This is a genomic window from Pseudomonas sp. LBUM1660 (genome assembly GCF_059695935.1).
Window position 1 is genome coordinate 325,684 of record NZ_CP166795.1, and the last position, 22,943, is coordinate 348,626.

23 protein-coding genes, 2 tRNA genes and 1 pseudogene are annotated in these 22,943 nt (G+C 56.9%); 3 read left to right on the forward strand and 23 right to left on the reverse strand.

Features of this window, described 5'->3' with window-relative positions; all coding sequences use genetic code 11:
• Window positions 1–8: 8 nt before the first annotated feature.
• The 13 genes from ACA068_RS01600 to ACA068_RS01660 all read right to left on the reverse strand — a co-directional run bounded on the left by ACA068_RS01600 (window position 9) and on the right by ACA068_RS01660 (window position 11,463).
• Window positions 9–1,868: a PAAR domain-containing protein gene (locus ACA068_RS01600; protein ID WP_497307098.1), complete on the reverse strand. Its 1,860-nt coding sequence runs from the start codon at window positions 1,866–1,868 to the stop codon at window positions 9–11.
• Between the two features lie 539 nt (window positions 1,869–2,407).
• A complete protein-coding gene (locus ACA068_RS01605; RefSeq protein ID WP_497307100.1) occupies window positions 2,408–2,803 on the reverse strand; it encodes a hypothetical protein in 396 nt (131 codons plus the stop codon).
• A 415-nt stretch (window positions 2,804–3,218) separates the two neighbouring features.
• On the reverse strand, window positions 3,219–3,410 hold the full coding sequence (locus ACA068_RS01610) for a hypothetical protein (RefSeq protein WP_497307102.1): 192 nt from the start codon (window positions 3,408–3,410) through the stop codon (window positions 3,219–3,221).
• Window positions 3,397–3,717 (reverse strand): addiction module antidote protein, encoded by a 321-nt coding sequence (locus ACA068_RS01615; RefSeq protein WP_497307104.1) that lies wholly within the window; start codon window positions 3,715–3,717, stop codon window positions 3,397–3,399. The genes ACA068_RS01610 and ACA068_RS01615 overlap by 14 nt, the downstream gene beginning before the upstream one ends.
• A gap of 1,057 nt (window positions 3,718–4,774) precedes the next feature.
• Window positions 4,775–5,143, reverse strand: coding sequence for a hypothetical protein (locus tag ACA068_RS01620; RefSeq protein ID WP_497307106.1), 369 nt, complete (start codon window positions 5,141–5,143; stop codon window positions 4,775–4,777).
• Window positions 5,143–5,646: a Panacea domain-containing protein gene (locus ACA068_RS01625; RefSeq protein ID WP_497307108.1), complete on the reverse strand. Its 504-nt coding sequence runs from the start codon at window positions 5,644–5,646 to the stop codon at window positions 5,143–5,145. The genes ACA068_RS01620 and ACA068_RS01625 overlap by 1 nt, the downstream gene beginning before the upstream one ends.
• Window positions 5,647–5,938: 292 nt before the next feature.
• A tRNA-Thr gene (locus tag ACA068_RS01630) sits at window positions 5,939–6,014 on the reverse strand.
• A 78-nt stretch (window positions 6,015–6,092) separates the two neighbouring features.
• Complete coding sequence (locus tag ACA068_RS01635) at window positions 6,093–6,917, reverse strand: FkbM family methyltransferase (protein WP_497307110.1); 825 nt, start codon at window positions 6,915–6,917, stop codon at window positions 6,093–6,095.
• A 342-nt stretch (window positions 6,918–7,259) separates the two neighbouring features.
• Window positions 7,260–8,489, reverse strand: coding sequence for a methyltransferase (locus ACA068_RS01640; protein ID WP_497307111.1), 1,230 nt, complete (start codon window positions 8,487–8,489; stop codon window positions 7,260–7,262).
• Window positions 8,470–9,159, reverse strand: a complete 690-nt coding sequence (locus ACA068_RS01645) for an ABC transporter permease (RefSeq protein ID WP_497307112.1) — start codon at window positions 9,157–9,159, stop codon at window positions 8,470–8,472. The genes ACA068_RS01640 and ACA068_RS01645 overlap by 20 nt, the downstream gene beginning before the upstream one ends.
• Window positions 9,156–9,851, reverse strand: coding sequence for an ABC transporter permease (locus ACA068_RS01650; protein ID WP_010464638.1), 696 nt, complete (start codon window positions 9,849–9,851; stop codon window positions 9,156–9,158). The genes ACA068_RS01645 and ACA068_RS01650 overlap by 4 nt, the downstream gene beginning before the upstream one ends.
• A 78-nt stretch (window positions 9,852–9,929) precedes the next feature.
• On the reverse strand, window positions 9,930–10,676 hold the full coding sequence (locus tag ACA068_RS01655; RefSeq protein ID WP_497307114.1) for an ABC transporter substrate-binding protein: 747 nt from the start codon (window positions 10,674–10,676) through the stop codon (window positions 9,930–9,932).
• Window positions 10,677–10,689: 13 nt separating this feature from the next.
• Window positions 10,690–11,463, reverse strand: coding sequence for an ABC transporter ATP-binding protein (locus ACA068_RS01660; RefSeq protein ID WP_027922189.1), 774 nt, complete (start codon window positions 11,461–11,463; stop codon window positions 10,690–10,692).
• A 553-nt stretch (window positions 11,464–12,016) separates the two neighbouring features.
• On the opposite strand from ACA068_RS01660, the gene gabP reads away from it, so the two are divergent.
• Both gabP and ACA068_RS01670 read left to right on the forward strand, forming a co-directional pair.
• The gene (gene gabP / locus ACA068_RS01665; protein ID WP_497307115.1) at window positions 12,017–13,408 is read left to right on the forward strand and encodes a GABA permease; all 1,392 of its coding nucleotides are present in this window, start codon (window positions 12,017–12,019) and stop codon (window positions 13,406–13,408) included.
• A 359-nt stretch (window positions 13,409–13,767) separates the two neighbouring features.
• The gene (locus tag ACA068_RS01670; protein ID WP_497307117.1) at window positions 13,768–14,094 is read left to right on the forward strand and encodes a hypothetical protein; all 327 of its coding nucleotides are present in this window, start codon (window positions 13,768–13,770) and stop codon (window positions 14,092–14,094) included.
• Between the two features lie 78 nt (window positions 14,095–14,172).
• On the opposite strand, the gene ACA068_RS01675 is transcribed toward ACA068_RS01670, so the two are convergent.
• From ACA068_RS01675 to ACA068_RS01690, 4 genes and pseudogenes are all read right to left on the reverse strand, one after another.
• Complete coding sequence (locus ACA068_RS01675; RefSeq protein WP_497307119.1) at window positions 14,173–14,625, reverse strand: hypothetical protein; 453 nt, start codon at window positions 14,623–14,625, stop codon at window positions 14,173–14,175.
• Between the two features lie 5 nt (window positions 14,626–14,630).
• Window positions 14,631–15,047, reverse strand: a complete 417-nt coding sequence (locus ACA068_RS01680) for a hypothetical protein (protein WP_497307121.1) — start codon at window positions 15,045–15,047, stop codon at window positions 14,631–14,633.
• 38 nt (window positions 15,048–15,085) lie between these two features.
• Window positions 15,086–16,060 (reverse strand): alpha/beta hydrolase family protein, encoded by a 975-nt coding sequence (locus ACA068_RS01685; RefSeq protein WP_497307123.1) that lies wholly within the window; start codon window positions 16,058–16,060, stop codon window positions 15,086–15,088.
• Between the two features lie 69 nt (window positions 16,061–16,129).
• Window positions 16,130–17,177, reverse strand: a pseudogene (locus ACA068_RS01690) (PDDEXK nuclease domain-containing protein).
• Between the two features lie 261 nt (window positions 17,178–17,438).
• Here ACA068_RS01690 and ACA068_RS01695 point away from each other — a divergent pair.
• Complete coding sequence (locus ACA068_RS01695; RefSeq protein ID WP_497307125.1) at window positions 17,439–17,888, forward strand: carboxypeptidase regulatory-like domain-containing protein; 450 nt, start codon at window positions 17,439–17,441, stop codon at window positions 17,886–17,888.
• A 38-nt stretch (window positions 17,889–17,926) separates the two neighbouring features.
• Here ACA068_RS01695 and ACA068_RS01700 read toward each other — a convergent pair whose 3' ends face one another.
• From ACA068_RS01700 to ACA068_RS01725, 6 genes are all read right to left on the reverse strand, one after another.
• Window positions 17,927–18,388, reverse strand: a complete 462-nt coding sequence (locus tag ACA068_RS01700) for a DUF4234 domain-containing protein (protein ID WP_438661569.1) — start codon at window positions 18,386–18,388, stop codon at window positions 17,927–17,929.
• Between the two features lie 332 nt (window positions 18,389–18,720).
• Window positions 18,721–18,796 (reverse strand) — tRNA-Phe (locus ACA068_RS01705).
• A gap of 103 nt (window positions 18,797–18,899) precedes the next feature.
• Entirely contained in the window at window positions 18,900–19,172 is a 273-nt protein-coding gene (locus ACA068_RS01710; RefSeq protein ID WP_497307127.1) for an oxidative damage protection protein, read from the reverse strand.
• Window positions 19,169–20,236: an A/G-specific adenine glycosylase gene (mutY, locus tag ACA068_RS01715; RefSeq protein WP_497307129.1), complete on the reverse strand. Its 1,068-nt coding sequence runs from the start codon at window positions 20,234–20,236 to the stop codon at window positions 19,169–19,171. Before mutY ends, ACA068_RS01710 begins: the two co-directional genes overlap by 4 nt.
• Window positions 20,233–22,458: an AsmA family protein gene (locus ACA068_RS01720; protein WP_497307131.1), complete on the reverse strand. Its 2,226-nt coding sequence runs from the start codon at window positions 22,456–22,458 to the stop codon at window positions 20,233–20,235. Before ACA068_RS01720 ends, mutY begins: the two co-directional genes overlap by 4 nt.
• Before the next feature lie 78 nt (window positions 22,459–22,536).
• Entirely contained in the window at window positions 22,537–22,941 is a 405-nt protein-coding gene (locus ACA068_RS01725; protein WP_497307133.1) for an acetyl-CoA sensor PanZ family protein, read from the reverse strand.
• Between the last annotated feature and the right edge of the window lie 2 nt (window positions 22,942–22,943).

Sequence of the window (22,943 nt, forward strand, 5' to 3'; positions counted from 1 at the left end):
TGTGACTCCTAGTCAGGTACATGGGGATGTTGTACGCGGATGCCGTCCGTGGTTGGGGCATTAAAATAGAGTAAACCCGCACTGGTCCGAGGTGTTGAACCTTGCAAGATTGTCGGTGGGTTCCAGTTGGCCGAGGTGTGAATGTACTTTAATTTGAGCAGTTGCTCCTCGGCGGGAGTTGTACTGTAATCACCCGCGACGAAGCGGTCACACAGCGTTTTAAGTTCTTCTGGAATGATATAATGAGATGACTGCTCATCGATTGGTATGAAACGGACGCCCTTTTGTGTCGCCAACTCGTACATGACCCGCAGGTAAACCCGCGACAACTCACCTCGTACCGGTCGCTTGAGCTGCAATGCTGCATAAACCCGCTTAGTTGGGTTTAAACGGTCCTGTTGAGACGGAGGTAAGCTTCGAACATAGGGGGTCACAACCTCCAGCATTTCGGACGGCCACCCTTTAGCTTCCCACTTGGCCTTCACCTGTTGCGCGTCGCGGTAGATCGAGGTGTATTTCACGTCCGTCGTACCGGGGACATCCAGCACCTGCATTGGGCTGATCAGCAGGTGCTCTTCAGATTCAGGAAGGTAGCCCCCGCCAAGGTCCGAGTGGACACCAGGCAATGAGATTTCCAAATGATCGGGTTTTATCCGGCTCAAGGCGAAGTTGGCGCGAATTTCATTTTGGGCAGTCAATTGGACGACATTTGGAAACAAGCGGCGAGGCAGGTACAGCTTGAGACCAGGTTGTGTTTGGCTGCGTATATAGCCCAGATTGCCCAAGCCGCCTACCGATGGGACGGTATCGAACAAGCCGATAAAAGCCACGTTGATATCGTGCTGATACTCGCCACTAAACGTCTGATGGAACGCGCCGCGAAGCATCTTAATGGTTTGCCCCAAAGGGCCATTCATGCCTAATGCCACTTCATTGGCAAAGTGGCGCGCCGCCGCCGCCCCCCGACTGAAACCGAACGTGTCGAACGTCACATGGATGATTTTGGTACTTGCGTTGTTTTGGACGAAGGTGAGGATAGTTCTCGATATTTTACGAAATGCGTCTTCTACTTTAGCGGCCACACCTGATGCACCACGCCCCATACTGGCGCCCAGCATGCTGTCCGGTTGGCCAGATGTAGTACCAATTCCGTCAATGTAAAGCATTTGAAGCAGCTGTTTTTGACCGTCAACTTGCTGAATTCCGCCTTCAGCAACATACAACTCGCTTAATTTTTTGATATTTGATGCATCATTTGCATAACTACTGTCCGGGTCAGACATATAAGGTTTACAACTGGCGTCCAAATCTTCGGGCTTGATAGGGTGAGCAGCGCCGCATAGCAGTCCCATTTCACCGTTGTTCGCATTGTTCAGTGTCCCGTCAAAAAACACGCCGATTCGCAATGTGATACCCACCGGCTGCTCTTCGTCTAGTTCCTCTTCTTCTTCCTCTTCCTCTTCCTCTAAAATCGAGTCGTCAACAACGGTGACTGGCATTGGCGAAGGCGTAGGTACTGTAATCGGAACCTGGTAACTAGCAGGCGCTACCAAATGCGCCGGCATCGGACTGACCGGGGAAACCGGCGCAGGCGTGAAGCTGTTGCCGATGATGATGGTCGATGACCCGCCTGTGATAGTGTCGCCATGACTCCCTTGCGAGCCGGTGACTAGCGCGGCCTGGCCATTGATCTGGACCGAGGACATGGCGGCGATGGTCAAGATACTGCCGCAGGTAGTGCAGTCGGTTACCCGAGCAGCGGGTAGACCATCAAAAAATACATTGGGTGATCCGGATTCGATGGCTGTTCCACCACAGCGGGGACAGCTCACGGTATCGGATTTGCGGGCAGCAGGCTTGCCGGTCATTTGTGACTTCCTTATCAGAATCCATAGAGGCAGCACCTTACTCGCACTCTTTAATAGAAAACAATCAGACGTTTCCCAAACTCGACTACGTAAATAGCTCGTGTCCAAGAGTTGGAGCACCTGAGCCTGTAAAAATCCCCGGCCCACAAAAGATCATTGAAAAAAGCACTTATCCCCCTCCCGCCGACGGGCTTTGTGTCCGTTTTTTGTGCAAATCCGGATGTAGTGCAAACGATTCTCCAGCCCAGGCGGGCCGTTGGCCTCTGCAGGGGATTGGCCATTGCACAAAATGAAAGGTTTGGAAGAGAAATGAAGCGCGGTTGCACAGCGGTGCTGCGGGCGGTCACGAACGGTGCAAAGCTGGAGCCCCCGGTTTCATTGGGCGAAAACTTTTAAACTAGGGTTTTGGTGTGTTTTCAAAAATGGGGGCAGTCACAACGGTATCGGTGCCGTAACTTTGATCGGGCGGGCGGGGGAGCTGAAAGCCCCGCAGGCTAAGGTCTTCAGCGCTACAGGGCATTCAGGAGGATTGCACAAATTTAGTCGAGGTTTTTTTCAGCGAGTTCAGTCATCGCTTTGATTGTTGGGACGTACTCTTTCATAAACTCCAGAACGTCGTGGGCGGACTCCATTCCGTACAGTTGAATATCATTGCCTATGGTTAGATGGACTAAGGCTACGAATTCATCAGCGCCGTAGTTTCTGAACAGCTCAATGGATGCGAACTCAGGGTCACCAATTTCAAATTGACGTTGGTACCCCAATTCGCGTAGCGCTTTGTTGACATCATCTGTGTCGGCTTTTTTGCAAGCGTCTCCAATCAGATCCCGAGAGAGTTCGGCTAAGTTCGCCCGCTGGCTATCAGTAGACTTTGAGATCTGGGGCAACGAGCAAATAGACGGCTTGGTACGCTGCGACTCGAAACCGCTGGCCACCGCCCCCCGTGAAGCCTCAGTAGGCTATCTCGCCATGTGTGACGCCCTGGCAATCAGCTACGAGGCACGCGACAAGAACCCCGAGCGCCACCACTTCATCAACGAGGCACAGCGGATCGGCGCGGTGATTGCTGATGCCTTCGAGAAGGGGGGGGGGGGGGGGCGACCGTGACCAACTGAGCGCGCACAAACTAGAACTTGTCACCCTGGTGGAGCTTCGCGAATCGGTGTTGATTGGTCAGAGACTGCCATTTGCTGAGTGCAAGACCAACTTGCTGGGCTACGCACAGGACTTACAGGTCTAGCGGCAGGGGGAGTGATGCGGCATGTTGACCTCAAATAAAAACGCGGTGGCAGCTCATTACCGCCTCCGCGCTACCGGCTCGAACCTGATTAGGAGAGGTGTCTCCAGCACCTACAACCGTAGCAGTGGTTTGGCTGAGGGCCGCTTCTTGCGTGTCATTGAGTTGAGCAGGTCGAGTGCGCTGTCAGCGTCGAACCAATCTGATTCCGGCTGGACTTTGAGAGAGGTGGCGATAACCGCGTTGGTTGATGTCGCCCGTGTTTTCGGCAGTCCCTTCACTGGTGCTGCGTCAATGGTAGTCATTGATTTGTTCCTTCTGCGCGGAAACGGCTTCGAAGCGCAGCTTGAAACCCAGTGCGCGGGTCACCTTGAGAATATCCGAAAAACTTGGATCAGCCTCCGTAGAGAGGACCCTGTAGAGAGTTGTTCGCCGAATGCCGGTGTCACGCGAAAGCTCGGTAAATCCTTTGAAGCGGGCAATGTGCCTCAGAGCCCCGGCCAACAGCCCCGGATCACTTTCACGAAGGCAGTCTTCCAAATGCTCAGCCAGTTCCTGATCAGATATGGGCGCTCCGACTACATCCGGCCCATTGATTTTTTTGTTACTCATAGCGACCTCCTCGGGGATGCACCTCCGCATGTCCGCCCTGCCCGAGACGCTTCCCATGCAGGTGTCGGCGAGGACGCGCATATTAGAAATTTAGACTACTCGTCATATAAATCAAAAATAAATGAAACTAATGCGATACCCGACGGGGGTCAAAATGCTTTCACAAGCGTGGGGCACTGGCAGCGCCCCGACACCGCCGGCATGGTCCGCTCATCGCTGCAAATTCAACTACTGGGCGTCGCGGCCCGAGTATACGAAGTACGCAAATGCGCCCCACTTCGATTACTGGCGCTTTTTTGTGCTCGCTATGTCGTTTTATGGGAGCTGTGCATGGGAGATCTTTGGATCTGCCGGAGTCCTTTGTGTCCGGGGGAGTGGCCAGCTTTCAGGTGGTCGTCAAAAGTGGCTATTTTTCGCCACCCTTCGCAAAACGGAGAGATTAATGCTCTGCAGTCCGCGTGGAGCGGGGCTTTGATGGGTGGCGATTAAATGGACGGGGGGGGTATTTGAAAAGGTATTTGACTACGAAACCCTTATAAATCAGCTACTTGGATTGTCGGCTTAAATAGCATTCCTGATACCTCTAAAAATAGCTCGGGTGATCAAAAAAATAGGTTTCTTGAAAGCTCTGAAAGCCTTGGTCTGTCTGGGGTGTAGAAGTATGAAAAGAAAAAATACCTTTAATACTCACTTTAAACCTCAACCGGAAAATCGATTCAATGCGGTAGAGGAAGCTATCTGACGGGCGAGGCTCTCACGGTCCGACCATGCGGCTCGTTCGCTAGCATGGGGGGGAGGTGGATTCTTAGAAAAACTGTCACCAGACGCGATTGGATGTCCGTGGACTGCGCTGGAGGCCTTTAAAATAGTGGAGCGGGTGAAGGGAATCGAACCCTCGTTATCAGCTTGGGAAGCTGACTGAACGATGCACGGAGTCGTGGGATAATCGATATGCGCTCAACCTCAGCACTCTTTATGGACAGGGGCTGCGGAAGGAAAGGTTTAGGACTTATTTGGGCTATGCGCTGAATGATGCTAGTGGCGCCATATGGAGACGCTATTTTTTTGTAGCAGATCCGAACACGAATCCCAGTGCGGAGGTTGTCAGCCCGTACAGCCATTTGCGAGCTTCATTCAATTCTGCGCTTTCAATCACTCCGAAGCTCCCAACTATCAGCAGAGCAGAAATGCCGATTACAAAACCGGCAATATTCGTTGGGGCTGCGCTGGTCGAAGCCCCCCAGAATTTACCTAGCCAGCCGAGATTCTGTTGGTTGTGCTGAAGGTGGAAGTGCTCTTTTCCGTTAGCAAAAAAAGCTTCTTCTTCATTCCCAGAGCCGTTAATAACGGGTGGAGCGCCTTCGGCTGCAGGATTAATGTGCAGTGAGCCAAGTCCTTTCTCGGTTTGGTTTTCCTCGGTTGCCATCAAGCCTGGCCCGCCTGTCCTTGCTGGGTCTTCTGCACGGCCGATTTAAAGTGGGCAGAGATCGTCGGAAACGGAATATCTGCCCCGCGAGTGCCTCTGCACGCGGTCCAGGTCTGATCCCATGGTGTACCAGTGGCATGGGTCATCTCAGACAGCCGAGTTCCCGAATATTGCCCATAGCTGTTGTAGACATTCTGGAGGAATGTCCGAATGTCAGGATCTGCTGGGACCTTAGCTTCGCGTACACCCAAGGCATCGTACTCGATCGCTTTTGAGGTGATGTCGCCGGAACCGAAGTGTTTGAACTCATGGTACAGCGAAGGAATCACGGGCCCATACTGCCACGCCTCGACTGCCTCATTAATGAGTGGGCGGTCTGTATAGCCGGCATACCAGCCATGCGCGTAATAGACAAGTTTCTGCAATTTCATTGGGCTAATAGTTTCCCCTCTGGCAGCAGCCAGTTCTAGGAAGTAGTTAGCAATCGATTTTGCATTGAACACTTTTTGGTCCTCCGGGCATACAAGCTATACACCTGCTGGAACGCCTAACCCTATCAAGGTAGCCCTAATAGGCACTATTGCATACTGGGCGCAGCTTATTACCACAAATAGCTAGGGCGTGAAAGAATAAAAATCAACTGTTATTATATACAGTATTCCTCCAGCGTCCATAGCTGCGCCGCTAGCGCTCCCCGAATGGTTGAAGTCGGATAGTGCATGCGGCTTATTACGTGTCTTATTACGTGATGCGCAAAAAACAAAGGCCTGCATCGCTGCAGGCCTTTGATTTATATGGTGCCGGCACCAGGAGTCGAACCCGGGACCTACTGATTACAAGTCAGTTGCTCTACCAACTGAGCTATACCGGCGTGTTAGGGCGACGATTATAGCGATTGGGTTGGTTCTGTAAACCCCTGAATTCAGACTATTTTTGCGCAGGCTTTAGGTCAGGCTCGAAGGAGTGTTTTCTTGAGTTTCTGAAGGGCTTTCCAGGTGCGGCTGTTTTGCATCGCTCGCAGCTGTGCTTCGGCCTGTTCGGCGCGTTGCAGGGCGGCGGCGAGTTGGTGTTCGGCGTCGCTGACGGGGTGGCTGAAGATGTGGCCTTTGCAGAATTGGAACTCGTCCAGGTTGCACGGTGGGATGTCGAAGGCGGGTTTGAGGTTCAGGTGTTCGTTGGCCAGGTAGTAGGTGTTGATGCCGTCGAACAGGATGGACTGATAGCCGGCGTCGGTGACGAGGGTTTCCCAGGCCTGGTCGCGGTCCCATGGGGTTTCGATGAGGATGACCCACGGCCGCCATTGGGTGAAGTCCATGCCGCGCAGGACGGTTTCTTCGTGGCCTTCTACGTCGATTTTCAGAAAGTGGATCTCGCGGCCCTGGGCGTGTTCTTCGCAGATGGAGGTCAGGGTGCGGGATTTGACGGTTTGGCTGCGCACGTCCATGCCGGCGTCTTTGTGCATTTGCGCCATGGCCGGGTCGAGGGTGGAGAGGCCGGTGCCGGCGATGCCGTAGAAGGTCAGGTCGTCGGCGCTTTCGCCGGCGACGCATTGCAGGTTGGTGTCTTTGGGGCGTTCCTGGCACAGGGCGTCGTAATAATTGGGCATCGGTTCGACGTTGATGCCGGTCCAGCCACGGTCATAGAAGGCTTTGGTCACGGAGTCGTGGGTGGGATGGTTGGCACCGACGTCAATGTAGAAGCCGTTTTCGACGGTTTTGAGGGCGCGCCACAGGCGGATGTCTTCGAAATTCTGTGCGTAAGAAATGAACGTCACTGTGGCTTCCTGTCTATCAGAGATTTCTTGTTCGTGGGCGCACTTTGGCGCTCTTGTCTGCCTGTATAACAAGGGTGGTCGCGGCACGCAATTTTCCGCCGAGCGCGACCGGGTTTCGGCGGTTATGTCCTTTTCGTCGGACGCTTATGCACAACGGGCTCACTCGGAAGTGGCGCTCATGATTTTTTTGCGGACCCGTTCTCATTTGTGCGCAAATGCCTGTTTTTCTCGGTTTTTTATCAGGTGTACGAAAATTGAACAGTAGCGTTTCACCCCTGAAACAGGCGCTTATATTGGATCCATGATAATTTCATCAACAGAGTTATCCACAGGCTGTGGCTTTTATGGACGTTCCGCCAGGAGCAGGAAATTGCGTGGCGTGAGTGGGGTTTCGCAGAAGGTGCCGAGGCGAACGGTGTAGCCCTGATCGGCGAGGAAAAGTGCCCGATCGAGTACCAGCCAAAGCTCTAGCGGGCGTCGGAAAAGGCCTCGCAGCAGCTCCAGATTGCGCACTTCAGCGAGTCGCTGCCAGCCTGCGGCTTCCAGTGCTGACCAATCTTGCGGGCCGATTGTGGATAACTCTTTCAATGCGGCCAAATGATGGCAGTAGTCGGCGAAGGATTTATCCAGCCAGGCACTCGGTAGGGAAGGGGTTGGCAAGTACTCGTCAACGCCACGTAGCTGTCGTTGCAGCAGGTCGAAACCCAGGCGCCGAGCCATGGAGGTGTCGCGCTGGCGTCGGACGCGAGCACCGGCGGTGACGGTTTCGCTCATCGGCAGCGAGAGATCGTCGAGGGAGAGTTGTAGGTCGGATCGCATACCGGCCGAGGAAAGTGGTTGGTACGCAGGACGACTGATCCGGTTATAGCAGCAGGGCGCGATGGCCATTTGTTTGCAGAATGCCGCACTGGCGAGTTGCATCAACCGGACATGCAGATCCCCGCAGGCGTGCAGCGCTACTGGCGTGTGGTCGGGACTCAAGAAAGACGCAGCTTCTACCGCGAGCACATCCTGCTCGACATGCAGCGCATGCAAGTGATGGCGTTGGCTGAGGGCCTGGCCGCTGGAAACCAGCGCCGGATCGTATTCCAGGCACGTCAGTTGTTGCCCGTGTTGCAGCAACCGCCGACCCAAATGGCCCTTGCCTGAACACCAATCCAGCCAATGACTGGGCGTTGAGGTAAACGACAAGCGACGGGCGAACGCTTCAATCTGCTGCCACTTTCGCCCGGGCACGTCGACATCCAATCGATGCCCGGCCGCTTTCAGCGTATGAGCTGGCAGGTCGCCCACCGAACTCAACTCAAGGGACAACGCCGCCAACGAAGAAAACGGCTCCGGTGCGTCCAGTAAACCAGGTTGGTTATGGCTGCTTTCCGCTTCTTCCAGCGACCGGCCGCGTAGCCACGTTGCCAGTTCCGGGTAGGACGCTTCCCAAGGAAGCTGCAGATGGGTAAACGGACGAGGCTTCCACAACGCCTGATGCTTTATCAGAAAAGCATCCAGCGCCGAGAAACGGGCGAGTAGGGCCTCGCCCGTCAGCACATGGGAATCAACGCCCTTGGCAGGCATCGACGCGCAGCCAGCGCTCCAGCAGCTTGAAGCCGCGCACCAGCACGTAAGCCATCAGCAGGTAGAACATGCCCGCGGCGAAGAAGATCTCTACCGGCAGGTAGGTCCGGGCAATGATGGTGCGGGCCATGCCGGTCAGTTCCAGCAGGGTCACGGTGCTGGCCAGGGCACTGGCCTTGAGCATCAGGATCACTTCGTTGCTGTAGGCCGGCAGGCCGATGCGCGCGGCACGGGGCAGGATGATGTAGAACAGCGCCTTGGGCCGGGACATGCCCAAAGCCCGCGCCGCTTCGATTTCACCCGGTGGAATCGCCTGGATCGCGCCGCGCAGAATTTCAGCGATGTAGGCCGCTGTATGCAGGGTCATGGTCGCCGTGGCGCACCAGAACGGATCGCGCAGGTACGGCCACATCGCGCTGTTACGGATGGCATCGAATTGCGCCAGGCCGTAGTAGACGAGGAACAGTTGAACCAGCAACGGCGTGCCGCGGAAAAAGAAGATGTAGCCGTAGGGAAATGCCCGCACGTACCAGAGTCGCGACGAACGCGCGATGCCCAGCGGAATGGCCAGCAGCAAACCTGCGATGACGGCGATGGCCACCAGCTCCAGGGTCAGTGTTGCGCCCTGAGCCAGCTTCGGCAGCCACTTGATGATGACTTCCCAGTTCATTGGGTGCTCCTCGCGAAGCCGCGAGCGGCACGTTTTTCCATGAAGTACATGCCGGTCATGGCGAGAATCGTCAGGCCCAGGTACATGAACGCGGCCACCATATAGAAGGTGAACGGTTGCTTGGACACGGTTACCCCGATTTGCGCGTGACGCATGATTTCTTCCAGGCCGATGACCGATACCAGCGCGGTATCTTTCATCAGGATCATGAACAAATTGCCCAGGCCGGGCAGGGCGATGCGCCACATCTGCGGCATGATCAACCGGGTGAAAATGCGAAACTTCGACAGGCCCAGCGCGACACCGGCCTCACGGTGACCTTTGGGAATCGCCAGGATCGCGCCCCGAAACACTTCCGTGGCGTAGGCGCCGAAGCACAGCCCCAGCGCAATCACGCCGGCGGCGAAGGCATTGAGTTCGAGGTCGGGATTGCCGAAAAACTCGCCCAAGGCACGCATCAGGTTGACCGTGCCGAAGTAGATCAACAGCACCCAGAGCAATTCCGGGATGCCGCGAACCAGTGTCGAATAAGTACCGCCAAGCCATTGCAACGGCTTGTACGGGGAAGTCTTGGCCAAGGCGCCGAGCAGACCAAGCACCAGCCCCAGGCACAGGGCCGAGAGTGCCAGTTTCACAGTCATCAGCGCGCCAGCGGCGAGTGCCGGGCCGAATCCGTAGAGATCGATAGTCATGGATTTCTTTTCAATGTGCAGCAGGCAATGCCAGGGACTGGCGCCGTTAGAGAGCGGCGCCAGTCAGGCAAGTCAGAATCAATAGATGCTGAACGGGAAGTACTTGTCGTTGATCTTCTTGTAAGTGCCGTCTTCGACGATTTCTTTCAGGGCAAGGTTCAGCCTCGCGCGGATCGTGTCGCCTTTACGTACAGCGATACCGATCTTGTCGCTTTCTTCCACCGGGTCACCCTTGAATTCGTAAGGGCGGCCGGCGTCGCTTTTCAGCCACTCATAGTTGACGTACTTGTCCGCCAGGATGCCGTCCAGACGACCGGAAGTCAGGTCGAGGTAGGCGTTTTCCTGGGTGTCGTAGAGTTTGAGTTCAACACCTTCCATGTTGTCTTCCATCCAGGTGCCGGCGAGGGTCGCACGTTGTGCGCCGATCACTTTGCCTTGCAGGGAGTCCTTGTCGGTTTTGAAGTCGACATCTTTCTTGGCGATGAACTGCAGCTTGTTCGAGTAGTACGGGTCGGTGAAGTCCACCGCTTGCTTGCGTTCGTCGGTGATCGACATCGAGGAGATCAGGAAATCGAACTTCTTGGCGTTCAGGGCCGGGATGATGCCGTCCCAGTCGGACGTGACCACGGTGCATTCGACTTTCATCTTGGCGCACAGGGCGTCGCCGATTTCTTTGTCGAAGCCGACGACATTGCCACTGGCATCTTTGTTGTTGAACGGCGGGTAGGCCGCTTCGATGCCCATCTTCAAGGTTTCGGCAGCGGCACCGGCGCTGAAGGCCAGGGTGACGGCAGCCGCCAGAAAGATTTTTTTGTAGTTCTGCATGCGGGTAGCTCCGTTAGCGGTTGCTGGACATGAATTGTTTGCAGCGCGCCGAAAGCGGGTTGTCGAACACCTGCTGTGGCGATCCTTGCTCTTCTACCAGGCCCTGGTGGAGGAACACCACTTCGCTGGAGACCTGACGGGCAAACCCCATTTCGTGGGTGACCAGCAGCATGGTGCGGCCTTCTTCGGCCAGTGCGCGGATGACATTAAGTACTTCCTGAACCATTTCCGGGTCAAGGGCGGAGGTGGGTTCGTCGAACAGGATCACCTTGGGTTGCATCGCCAGCGTGCGAGCGATGGCCGCGCGTTGTTGCTGGCCGCCGGACAGTTGCGCCGGATAGGCGTGGCGCTTGTCGGCGATGCCGACCTTGGCCAGCAGGGCTTCGGCGACTTCGATGGCTTCGGCTTTGCTCTGACCCAGCACCCGGCGCGGGGCTTCGATGATGTTGTCGAGCACGCTCATGTGCGGCCAAAGATTAAAGTTTTGAAACACAAAACCGATCTCGCTGCGCAGGCGATTGATCTGTTTGCCGTCGGCGGCAACCAGTTCGCCGTTCTTCGCGGCCTTGAGCTTGAGTTCTTCGCCGGCCACCAGGATTTGTCCCTGATGCGGGTTTTCCAGCAGGTTGATGCAACGAAGGAAGGTGGACTTGCCGGAACCGGAAGAACCCAGGATCGAGATCACGTCGCCGTCGCGGGCGGTCAGCGAGATGCCTTTGAGCACCTCAAGCTGTCCGTAGCGTTTGTGCAAGTTGCGGATTTCAAGCGCAGGCGTGGCCTCAGCCATGTGCGTTCCTCATAGTGTTTCGCTCCTGCTGTTGGTTGGCCTTCCTGGCGAGGCGGCCAAGCTAGCATAGCGTTCGAATGGCAGCCAACAGCGCTACAGGCGGTAAACGTGTGGTATGTGGCAGGTTGTCGCATCGGTACAGCAGACTGTCGCGCTGCTATCAACCGAACAGCCGTTTGAACCAGCTGCCACGCGGGTGCCGCGTAAAAAAGGGCGCGATGTTGCCAGCTTTGACGGGGTGTTGGAAGCGCTAACCGGCCAAACGTTCCTGATCTGCACTTTTATTGTGCGTCAACGCATTTGCGGGTGTGTTTCTGGTGCGCTGTTTCGTTCTCAAAGTGGGTCGCAGGGTAACGCTCTGGCGAATTGCCATTAATCTCAATGACTTGCGATGACTGTCCGGTCACGCCACAGGCCCCGTGCTTGAGGAGCTTGAAACATTTTGGCGCAATTATTGCGTGCAGAATACGGAACGCCCCGTTGGTTTCTTTTTACGAGAAGGAGCTCCTGACGGGATGGATGCACACCGCTTTCCCTTACAAAGGTAGTTTCAATGAGCAGTACCCCAAGCTCCAATGGCCTCGAACAGGGGCTCAAACCGCGTCATGTGACCATGCTGTCGATCGCCGGGGTTATCGGCGCCGGCCTGTTCGTCGGCTCCGGCCACGCCATCGCCGCCGCAGGCCCGGCTGTTCTGTTGGCCTACGCTGCCGCCGGTGCCCTGGTGGTTCTGGTCATGCGCATGCTTGGCGAAATGGCCGTCGCATCGCCAGATACAGGCTCCTTCTCGACCTACGCCGATCGCGCGATCGGTCATTGGGCCGGTTTCACCATCGGCTGGTTGTACTGGTGGTTCTGGGTATTGGTGATCCCGCTGGAGGCCAACGCCGCCGCGACCATCCTGCATGCCTGGTTCCCCAACGTGGCCATCTGGGCCTTCACGTTGGTCATCACTTTGCTGCTGACAGTGACCAACCTGTTCAGCGTGAAGAACTACGGTGAGTTCGAATTCTGGTTCGCCCTGGTCAAAGTCATCGCGATCATCGGTTTCATCGCTCTTGGCATCATGGCGATCTTCGGCTTCCTGCCTAACAGCCAGGTCAGCGGCGTTTCGCATCTGTTCGACACCCAGGGCTTCCTGCCAAACGGCATGGGCGCGGTACTGGGCGCCATTCTGACCACCATGTTTTCCTTCATGGGCACCGAGATCGTGACCATCGCGGCCGCGGAATCGAAGAACCCGGGCCAGCAAATCTCCAAGGCCACCAACTCGGTGATCTGGCGGATCGGCTTGTTCTACCTCGTGTCGATCTTCATCGTCGTGGCCCTGGTGCCATGGAATGATCCGGTACTGGCTGCTGTTGGTTCCTACCAGACCGTGCTTGAACGCATGGGCATTCCGAATGCCAAGCTGATCGTCGACATCGTGGTACTGGTTGCCGTGACCAGCTGCTTGAACTCGGCGCTCTACACTGCATCGCGCATGATGTTCTCCCTGGGCAAACGCGGTGATGCGCCGGCCGTTTCCCAACGCACCAACAAGAGCGGCACGCCGTACTGGGCCGTCATGTTGTCCACAGGCGCAGCGTTCCTCGCCGTGTTCGCGAACTATGTGGCCCCGGCTGCCGTGTTTGAATTCCTGCTCGCCAGCTCCGGCGCCATCGCGCTGCTGGTGTATCTGGTGATCGCGATTTCGCAACTGCGTATGCGCAAACAGCGTATGGCTCGCGGTGAAAAAATCGCCTTCAGCATGTGGTTGTTCCCGGGCCTGACCTACGCGGTGATTATCTTCATCGTCGCGGCCCTGACCATCATGCTGTTCCAGGAAGCCCATCGTGTGGAAATCCTCGCGACCGGTCTGCTGAGCTTGTTGGTTGTGGCTGCGGGCTTGTTTGTGGCGCGCCGTCGTCGCAATGAGAAGTTGGTCGCAGCGATAGCGCGCTGAGTGTTCTGACTCCAGCCAAACGCTGTTGAAACACAGAAACGACCGCCATCAGAAATGATCGCGGTCGTTTTTGCTTTCATTGAGTCAAGTGATCGAGCCGCTATCTGATGGACACGATGATGGCTAGATAGTAGCCTTCTCGCCGAATGTGTATCTCGCTGTTGCGGGATGCGATGGAGTTTCAGGACACGGATTGTTCGACGCCCCCAGCCTTCCTGGCTAAAGCCCCGACCCTTTCTTGCCTGCTCCCTCATCTGACGCGAGTCACAGATGCATTTGCGTGTGCTTGCCGTTTAAAAGCGCTGCATGGAGACCGCCCGGCCATTCAGCCAACCCATTGGGGCATCAAGGAGATAGGCATGGCATTTACATCGGTTGTGTTCAAAAACCCTAACACCGGTGCCATGAAAGAAGCGCCAATCGGCTTCTCGTGGACCGTGTTTTTCTTTGGCTTTTTCCCTGCCTTGTTCCGTGGTGATTTCAAGTGGGCAGCGATCATGTTTGTCGTGGCTTGCTTCACGTTCAGCCTCAGCAACCTGGTGTTCATGTTCATCTACAACAAGCTGTACGTGCAGGACCTGATCGGCGCCGGTTACAAGGCTCAATCCATCGCCAAAGGCGATCTGAGCTATGCCAGCGCCAAGATCGGTATTGATATTCCGCGTCTGGAAGGTGTTGCTGCCTGATTGTTGTTTTTCAGGCTTGAAAAAAAACGGCCGCTGTCAGTGATGACAAGCGGCCGTTTGTGTTCATTCCAGTAGTGTTTATTCGCTCTTTTCTCCCTGCGCATCCAACGACTGACGATAGCTGTCCAGCGCATCGCCAAAATCGGTGATGAACTGCGGATCGGTCAGCCACGCCTGCGCGGCATCGCGGTCCATGCCATCGGCCCACATGCGGTAGTCGATCAGCATGTCGGCGGCCAGGTGAGTGGCGGCCATGGCTTCGTTGTCGGCGTTTTCCATGTCCAGCAGGTCTGGATGGTCGCTGATGATCCCGGCGAGGTCTGACAGCAGGGCCAGCAGCATGTCGTTACGGCTAACGGCTTCGGCGTCGCGCATTTTGCTGAACATCGCCAGGGTGTATTCCGGGATCGGCTCGCCGATTTCACCCAGGTCATCGTCCAGCGCAGCGGGTTTGCGGCCGTGGATGTTGATTTGCTTGGCTTTGATCTTGGCGCGTTTGGCGCGTTTTTGCTGCTTGTTCAGGGATGCCATTAAATTCAGTTCGCTTTCTGTTGGGTTTGAGCCGCAATGATGTCGGACGCCGCGACGTAGTCAGCCTGGAAGGCCGGCGATTCGATCCACGCCAGGGCGCCGGCCTCATCGACTTCGGTGGACCATTGGCGATATTCGATCAGCGCCGCGAGGATGAAATCCATCGCGCCTTCTTCGCCTTCCTGCTCGTACACCAGTTCCAGCAGCGGGTCTTCGAGGAAGGCCACGCACATCGCTTGCTGGCTGGCTTTTTCCGCGTCGATCATTTTCTTGAACAGTTCGGTCAGGTCCACCGACTCGAAGTCGATGCGATCGTCGTTTGGGTCCAGCTCGACCGGCGCGGCGGCCCGTTGGGTGCGGTTCTGCTTGGCCTTGGCTTTGGCGCGGGAGGCGCGTTTGTTCTGCTTGTTGGCGGATGCCATGGGTGTCGTTCCGTCATTCGGTGAGAGGGGCGGGTCAATCAGTTGCGTGGCACTCGCCGCCCGGGTGTGTCGGGGGCCAGTTCGCCGGTCTGCAACCAGGACAATGCAATGGGCCATAGTGTGGCTTGGTATGCGCTGCGAAAAAAGGCGAAATGTCCGACTTCTTCTTCGCCGATGTCTTCGGGGGCGATTCGCAGGTGGGTGTTTGTACTGCCAGTGAAGTAGCCGAGCAGACGTTCAATGGCGGCATTCGTACCGTAAGGGTCGTCGCTGATGCTGATCGCCAGCGTTTTTGCGGTAACGGATGCAAAGGGAAGCCGACCGGTCTTCGCGTGCATGACACGACCACTGGGCCGCGTTTCGTAGCGCGCAGTGGGCGTGCTCCAGTCGCGAACCACAGCGGCGGGCGTGTCCTCCAGCCAGCCGAGACGCTTGCCGGGGAAGTAGCCGTAAATCAGGGTCATCAACGGCATCACCACATGCCACTTGCCGAACATCCGCCAGCGATGGGCGGGCGCATAGTCGCGCCAGTACGCGAATTGCGCACCGACCGTCACCAAGTGCCGAATCAAATGCCCGGACGCTCCCAGGCCCGCTGCACAGCCTCCAAAACTGTGGCCGACAACGTCGATGGGTTGGTCGGGGAATTCGCGCTGTGCGCGCTTGAGCATCGCCTCGAAATCCAGCGCGCCCCAATCGGACCATGAAGCCTGCAGCCCTTTCAGCGACGTTGGGCGCGACTCGCCGATGCCGCGGTAGTCATAGGTGATGACATCGAAATCGTTGGCGAACAGGTAGTCGGCGAAGCGCGAATAGTGCCGGCAACGAACCGAAGTGGCCGCGTTGATAATAATGATCGGGCGTGCGCGGTCCTGAGCAGCGTGCCGCCAAGTGAAGCCGCCGAGGATGAAGGCGTCTGCGGCGGGTTCCTTGAACGGTTCGCCAGCAGTGTCGGTGGTCAGCGGCAATTCGATCTGAGTCGGCGCCAGTGACGGCATGTCCTGCAAATTCATCGGCTTTGGACCTTTGCGGGTAGCTGCCAACGATAGTCTTCGAACGGCTTGTGAACAATCCATCTGTGTTTATAGGCGGATTTGATCGAGCAGGCGCTCTTCTATTGCCGCCCGTTCCCGGTCCAGCTCAGCGCGAAGTTCGTCTTCGCTTGGCAGCACTAGTTTGTACTTGCTGGCGAACAGTTGTTCGTTCCCCTGTAATACTGAGTAACGCACCACTGACTCGTTTTTTTGAGCGCAAAGAATGATGCCAACGCTCGGTCCGTCTGTATCTTTGCGCTTCAGGTCGTCGTACATGCGTACATACATGTCCATCTGTCCGACATCCTGATGGGTTAATTCGCCGCGCTTCAGGTCGAAGATGACAAAGCAATTGAGCAAGTAGTTGTAGAACACCAGATCGATATAGAAGTCTCTGCCTTCGGTGCTTATTCGTTGTTGTCGCGCGATAAAGGCAAAACCTTTTCCCAGCTCAAGCAGGAAGCCCTGAAGTTGCTCGATGAGTGCTTGTTCAAGTTCGGTCTCCAGTATCACTCCGGTATCGGGCAAACCAAGAAACTCCAGCATCACGGGATCTCTAACGAACTCCCTGGGATTGTCGTTCATCGCGTGGATGTTCGTAATGGCTTCTGTCATGACGGCAGACTTGTCCCGACTCATAAGCAGGCGTTCGTAGTAGAGGGTGCTGATCTGGCGCTCCAGGGCGCGGCTTGACCAGTTTTGGTTGGATGTACCACTTGCGTGCCATGTCACTGTCGACTCGTAGCAGCCTGCGGTAGTGGGTCCAACTCAATTCGAGACGCAGTGCGTCTCGAATTGGAAACGCCTGATAAAACAGTCGCATTTTCCGTAAGTTGGTTTCGTCAAAGCCTTTCCCGAACTCCACTGTCAGTACCTTCGCCAGCGTCGACAGCAAGTGCTTGCCGTAGGCCGCCCGCCGAGCCCCTTCCTGCTCAAACTCGACAATATGCCTTCCAATCTGCCAGCAGGTTTGCACCTGAACGGTATCGACCGCTCGCAATACCTTCTGGCGTGCCTGACGTATCAATTCCCCAAGGTTGCCCACCAGAGAGGCGAGTTGTGGGTCTTGAGTGTTTTCGGTTTTGACGATGCTTATGAAGTCTTCCGCGGCTGGAGGATCAGGCGAAAGAGGATGGCAAGAGAGGGCAGGGCGGCGATGCCGGGCGAAGCCGGGAAATCCGCAGGAAATACCGGATTCGTTTTGCAGGATCGTGCCGACGGCAGCCCGGATTTGAGGAATACAGGGTGTAGTCCATTTCGCAGTGAGCTCAAGTACCAATCAATCTAAAACTTGAGCATCCAGCGAGAAATCCAAAAGGAGTAACGATTGGGTCCGTTGAGCCCGGGAGTCACCATCATGAAGTCCATCCATTCCCTCATGTTGATCATTGCCACCGTCGGTGCGCTGATGTTTCCCGCCATGGCAGGGTCCGCCAGCCTCGAGCCCATCGACAGCACAGGCGTGCAGATTCAGCGGCAGGAGCAAAACGGGATTACCTATTTGTCCGGCGGTATTGGCGAAGATGAAGCGAAGGCCATCCAGCAATCGACTGGCTATAACCTGCACATGACCTTCTCCATTGGAGCGGAGGGCAAATATGTACCGGATGTGGAACTGGTTATCCAGAGCGCTCAAGGTCAGTCAGTGCTGACACTCAGTCAGGCAGGGCCTTTGGTTTATGTCCAGTTACCGGCTGGCAAGTACACCGTGGTCGCTACCCGTAACGGTGAGGTAAAGCGCGACACGACAGATGTCGGCAGCGCTAACGTGCGTAATCTGGTGTTCAACTGGAAGGGTGACGAGTGATGGTGGCAGTCCGTCGAGACTGCCCCTCGCCCAGTTGGTCAGGCTTGCGTCGTCTGGCCGCGCAGGATCAGTTGTTTGCGCTGCTCTTCAGGCAAGTCGTTGATGCAGTAATTCACGTAAAAGATGTTCAGGAAGAAGGTGTAGAACCCGTTCATGCGCAGGTCGATTTTGTGCTCGTTGAGGGCGTATTCCGACAGCGCGTTTTTGGCCTTGAAGGCCCACACGATGTACAGCGCGTTCAATGCGATCAGCAGAATGCCGGAAAGCGAGTCGAACAACACGTCGCCCAGGTTCGACAACGCGCCGCTCCAGCCAAGGCAGACGGCGACCCAGATAATGTAAGTGTCGTCGACCACTTTGATCTTCGTGGTTTCGTTGATCTTCTGGTTGCTCTTGTACAACCACAACAGCAAGTAGATCCCGGCGGTCGCAATCGACAGCAGGACCATATTCAAGGTTTTGGTGTTGATCTTGTCTTTCAGTTCATTGATGTCGGACATAACTATTCCATGTTCAGGGATATCGAGAAGGGAGCGTGCCTGGAAGGCTGGCTTCGTGTCGTCGAACAGGGAAGGGCAGTGTTTTGCGGGGAGGGGTGAAAAGCACGCACTCCTTGCGCTGTCTCTATCCTGCATCGACTGATTCGGATGCGGGGGCATCGGGATCAGTTGGCTTTATTCCATGCACGGGCAAAATCATAGCATGGTGCCATCATCGAGCCAGAGTACTAAAGAGTGATTGTTTTTCCGGTATCTGTGCTGCGCTGGACTGTTGTTATCAAATCGCAGGCATAAAAAAACCCTGAATCTTGCGATTCAGGGTTTTCGGTATTTGGTGCCCAGAGACGGAATCGAACCGCCGACACGGGGATTTTCAATCCCCTGCTCTACCGACTGAGCTATCTGGGCAACGGGGCGCATTAAACGGGTTTTTCAGGGGGTCGTCAAGCAAGTTTTCAAAAAAAATTTAACTATTACCGTCGCTTACGTTCCGACCCCCGATAAAACGGGATTATTCAGCCGGCGGAACGTAGCCGTCAGCCTTCGCGTATTCCTCGCCGGAAAAAAACTTGTCCATCTCGCCCTGCAGGTATTTGCGGTCTTCGGCGTTCATCATGTTCAGGCGTTTTTCGTTGATCAGCAGGGTCTGGTGTTTCTGCCAGTCGGCCCAGGCCTTGGCCGAGACGTGGTCAAAAATGTCCTGACCTTTGGCGCCCGGGAATGGGGCTTTCTCCAGGGCGGGTAATTCTTCTTTGTACTTGCGGCACATGATGGTGCGGGTCATGACGACTCTCCTGCGTTCAATACGGCGGCCGCGCGTTCGAGCAAGGTTTTGACCGGGGCGGCAAGGCCCAGGCGCGGCGGGGTGGCGAGGTTATACCAGAGCCAGTCGGCCTCGGCCACGTGATGGCCGGCCTCCTGGACCTGAACCAGCCAGGGTTCGATGGACAACTGAAAATGACTGAAGGTGTGGACCAGGCTCGGCAGTGCTTGTTGGCTGCCCAGTTCCAGCGAGTGCTGCGAGGCCAGATGTTGCAGGTCGTCGAGGTCGTCGAGTTCCGGCAGGCTCCAGAGACCGCCCCACAAGCCCGTGGAGGGCCGACGGTAAAGCAGAATCGCGCCTTCTCCGTTGGCGAGCATCGGCATCAGCGTGCGCTTCTGTGGCACGGTTTTGCGCGGCTTGGGGATCGGGTAGCGGGTTTCCAGGCCGAGCATGTGCGCTTCGCAGCCTTTTTCCAGCGGACACAGCAGGCAGCTCGGTTTGCTGCGGGTACAGAGCGTGGCGCCCAGATCCATCATCGCCTGGGTGTAGGCGTTGACCCGATCATGGGGCGTGAAGCGCTCAGCGTTCGCCCACAGCTGTTTGGCAACCTTCGGCTCGCCCGGATAACCCTCTTGTGCGGTAAAGCGCGCCAGGACCCGTTTGACGTTGCCATCGAGGATCGGCGCCCGCAGGCCCATGCTCAGGCTGGCGATGGCGCCAGCGGTAGACAGGCCGATGCCCGGCAACTCGACAAGCTTTTCAACATCCCGCGGAAACTCGCCGCCGTACTCGGCCACGACAATCTTCGCGGTCTTCTGCAAATTGCGCGCACGGGTGTAATAGCCGAGTCCGGTCCACAGGTGCAGTACTTCGTCTTCCGGGGCGGCGGCCAGGGCCTCGACCGTCGGCAGCGAGGCCATAAACCGGTCGAAGTAATTCAGCACGGTGCTGACCTGGGTTTGCTGCAGCATGATTTCCGAGACCCACACCCGATACGGCGTGATGCCTTGTTGCCAGGGCAAATCGTGGCGTCCGTGGCGGTCGTACCATTCCAGCACCGCCGATGAAAACTTCTCGGCTCTCATCGCTTGAACAGCCCCTTCAGCGCGTTTTTCAGCTCCGGGCTGACTTTGTCGCCAAGCTTCTCGTCGATTTTTTCGCTGAGTTTGTCCCCCGCCAGTTTGCTCGCAACCTGCCCCATGCGTTCGTTGTCGAGGCGGCAGGCCTTGGCGCCTAGCTCCAGCGGGCCACGGCAACGCAGAGGCCACTCGATGCCGACGAACTTCTCGCCAACTTGGCAGGCCGGGTCCGGCATGTCGCTCTTGTCGCCTTCGACGACGATGCCCACGCGGTAATCCATGCCCAGCACCCTCAGGTCGACGTCGCCGTCACCGTTGACGGTCATGCCAGGGATACGCACTTTCAGGTCCGGGTTGCTGGCCACGCCGTTACGCAAGGTCAGGTTGCCCTTGAGCTCCTGGAACGGTGTGTCCTTGCCCCGTGGTTCACCGCTGAGGGATTTGCGGTTCAGGGTGGCGATGCCTTTGCACAGTTGTTGCTCAAGATTGGCATTGAGCAGCACGCCGTTGTTGATGACGAAACTGGCGTTGCCGTTGAGGCTGTCGATCAGTGCTTGCTGGCTATTGCCGCTGCCGGTCAACGCGCTGTTAAGCGTCACCAGACCTTTGACCGGCGGATTCTTCCCTTGGCTTTCAAGGATTTTTTCCACAGGCACTTGGGTGATGCGCGTCTGCAGGTTCAGCGCGGGTGCTGCTTGGCGCACGTCCAGGGTGCCCTTGGCTTCGAAGTTGCCGCCGTACAGGTCGCCGCGCAGGTTTTCCAGGGTCAGCAGGCCGCCTTGGCCGGTGGCCTTGAGCGCCGCGTTCTGGATCGGCAGTTTATCGAGGGTCAACTGGCCGAAGGTCAGGTCAGCGTCCACGTCGAGTTTGCTCAAGCGCTCTACCGGCAGCAGGCGTTCAGTGCTCCATGCGGTTTTGGTCGGTGCGCTCGGCAGGGGTGTGCTGCCGGCGCCCGCCATGGCATCGGCTTCGGTGCTTGCGACTTCGGCCTGACGCACTTGCGTCGCGCTACTGGCTTCGGCGGATTTCGGCGGCAGGTAACGGTCGACGTTGAAGGTGTCAGCCTTGAGGGTTGCGCGCAGCGATTGCTTGGCGAAGTCCTCGACGGCGATGCGGCCGCTGAAGGTGCTGTCGTCGACTTTCAGGTTGAGGTTGTCGAACGACAGGCTGGAAGGCGTGCCCGCCAGGCGGCTGACCAGTTCGACTTTGCTCAGGCTGCCTTCGGCCATGGCCGGGAGTTTCTGGCCAATGCTGTCGACGAATTTCGCCAGGTCGAACTGGGCGATCGAAAGGCCGCCGCTGATTAGTGGCGTCTTGTCGAGGTCGTTGACCTTCAGTTCGCCCAGCGCGCGCAATTGGTTGGCGGAGATCTTGATGCCGGTCCATTCGGCGACGTTCGCGGCTTTATCCAGCAGCAACTGGCCTTGGGCAGCGAAGGTCATGGTCTTGCCTTGCAGCGGATCGCCGGCGACTTCGCCGGAGAGTTTCATGTCCTCGAATTTGTAGCGCTGCAAGGCGCGTTCGAAACGCAGTTCGCCATTGAGCTCGGTGCGTACCCGCAAGACCGGCTGGTTGGTGCCGAGGAACGCCGTGAGTTTGACCGGAATGTTGGTCGAGTCGTGGACCGGGCCGGTGCTCAGTTGGATGCTTTCGGCGCTGAACTGCTTGCCGGTCTTCTCGTCGCTGTATTCAACGCGGGCGTTATTGACGGTCAGGCTGTCGATGTCCAGCCGAATCGGCTGGGCCGGTTTCTCCGTCTGTGCTGTGGAGGTCGGCGCCGGTTCGCCAGCAGTGGCCGGTGGCGTGGCCGGAGTGGCTGGCGCCGGGGCCTTGCCGATGTCTTCCCAGTTGCCGTGGCCGTCCTTGTCGCGGTTCAGCCGCAAGTTCAAGCCTTCGACGCGCACATCGCTCATCTGCACTTCACGGCGCAGCAGCGGCAGCACGCGCACGGACAGACCAAGCATCTGCAAGTCGGCGAACGGCTCGGTGGGCTTGGCGAGGGTCGCGACACTGGCTTCGTGCAATTCCAGGCCAAGCCACGGGAACAGGCTCCAGCCGATATCGCCATTGAGCGTCAGCTCGATGTGGGCCTTGTCGCGGGCAATCTGGCGAATCTCGTCTTTATAGTCGTTGGGATCGAAGAGGTGGGTCAGGGCAAAGCCCAGCGCCACAATGATCAGCAACAGCCCGAGAAGCACCAGACCCAGGATTTTGCCGAACGCTTTCATGGGCGAGTACTTGTAGTTAGTCGAATTCGAAATTTAGCCGGGGAGTATAGCGCTCCGAAGCGGACGACCGGTCAGCGATCACGTCGGCAGCACATCCAGCGGCACTTTCAGCTTGGCGGCCAGGGCCTGCGCTTCCAGATGCCCGGCAGGCGCCAGCAAACGCAATGTCGCGCCCGATTGCGAGGCCATTTTCTGCGCTTCGTTCACCAGACGCTCGGCAACGCCGCGACGACGGGTAATTTTTCGCACGCATATTTGGGACAAGTGCCAAACATCAGTTTGTCTCTGCAAACGAGCCGCTCCGAGCAACCGATCATTGAAGCGTCCGGCGATCAGCGAACCGTCGCCCAGGCAGCCTTCGATCAGCTGCAAATCCCCTGAATACGGGGCGAACAGCCAGTCCGGAGCGTCGCGGTAAATTTTCTGCAGGTCTAGCTGATCCTGGTAAGTGGCTTCGTTCAGCGGCTCGACAATGATCGGCATGG

What these genes read in the sequence shown, in the direction of transcription:
- mutY (WP_497307129.1), bottom strand. Translation starts at nt 20,236, where the DNA reads ATGAGAGCCGAGAAGTTTTCATCGGCGGTGCTGGAATGGTACGACCGC.
- ACA068_RS01725 (WP_497307133.1), bottom strand. Translation starts at nt 22,941, where the DNA reads ATGCCGATCATTGTCGAGCCGCTGAACGAAGCCACTTACCAGGATCAG.
- ACA068_RS01640 (WP_497307111.1), bottom strand. Translation starts at nt 8,489, where the DNA reads ATGCCTGCCAAGGGCGTTGATTCCCATGTGCTGACGGGCGAGGCCCTA.
- ACA068_RS01660 (WP_027922189.1), bottom strand. Translation starts at nt 11,463, where the DNA reads ATGGCTGAGGCCACGCCTGCGCTTGAAATCCGCAACTTGCACAAACGC.
- ACA068_RS01720 (WP_497307131.1), bottom strand. Translation starts at nt 22,458, where the DNA reads ATGAAAGCGTTCGGCAAAATCCTGGGTCTGGTGCTTCTCGGGCTGTTG.
- ACA068_RS01600 (WP_497307098.1), bottom strand. Translation starts at nt 1,868, where the DNA reads ATGACCGGCAAGCCTGCTGCCCGCAAATCCGATACCGTGAGCTGTCCC.
- ACA068_RS01695 (WP_497307125.1), top strand. Translation starts at nt 17,439, where the DNA reads ATGAAGTCCATCCATTCCCTCATGTTGATCATTGCCACCGTCGGTGCG.
- ACA068_RS01670 (WP_497307117.1), top strand. Translation starts at nt 13,768, where the DNA reads ATGGCATTTACATCGGTTGTGTTCAAAAACCCTAACACCGGTGCCATG.
- gabP (WP_497307115.1), top strand. Translation starts at nt 12,017, where the DNA reads ATGAGCAGTACCCCAAGCTCCAATGGCCTCGAACAGGGGCTCAAACCG.
- ACA068_RS01615 (WP_497307104.1), bottom strand. Translation starts at nt 3,717, where the DNA reads ATGAGTAACAAAAAAATCAATGGGCCGGATGTAGTCGGAGCGCCCATA.
- ACA068_RS01620 (WP_497307106.1), bottom strand. Translation starts at nt 5,143, where the DNA reads ATGGCAACCGAGGAAAACCAAACCGAGAAAGGACTTGGCTCACTGCAC.
- ACA068_RS01610 (WP_497307102.1), bottom strand. Translation starts at nt 3,410, where the DNA reads ATGACTACCATTGACGCAGCACCAGTGAAGGGACTGCCGAAAACACGG.
- ACA068_RS01710 (WP_497307127.1), bottom strand. Translation starts at nt 19,172, where the DNA reads ATGACCCGCACCATCATGTGCCGCAAGTACAAAGAAGAATTACCCGCC.
- ACA068_RS01650 (WP_010464638.1), bottom strand. Translation starts at nt 9,851, where the DNA reads ATGACTATCGATCTCTACGGATTCGGCCCGGCACTCGCCGCTGGCGCG.
- ACA068_RS01655 (WP_497307114.1), bottom strand. Translation starts at nt 10,676, where the DNA reads ATGCAGAACTACAAAAAAATCTTTCTGGCGGCTGCCGTCACCCTGGCC.
- ACA068_RS01675 (WP_497307119.1), bottom strand. Translation starts at nt 14,625, where the DNA reads ATGGCATCCCTGAACAAGCAGCAAAAACGCGCCAAACGCGCCAAGATC.
- ACA068_RS01645 (WP_497307112.1), bottom strand. Translation starts at nt 9,159, where the DNA reads ATGAACTGGGAAGTCATCATCAAGTGGCTGCCGAAGCTGGCTCAGGGC.
- ACA068_RS01700 (WP_438661569.1), bottom strand. Translation starts at nt 18,388, where the DNA reads ATGTCCGACATCAATGAACTGAAAGACAAGATCAACACCAAAACCTTG.
- ACA068_RS01680 (WP_497307121.1), bottom strand. Translation starts at nt 15,047, where the DNA reads ATGGCATCCGCCAACAAGCAGAACAAACGCGCCTCCCGCGCCAAAGCC.
- ACA068_RS01685 (WP_497307123.1), bottom strand. Translation starts at nt 16,060, where the DNA reads ATGAATTTGCAGGACATGCCGTCACTGGCGCCGACTCAGATCGAATTG.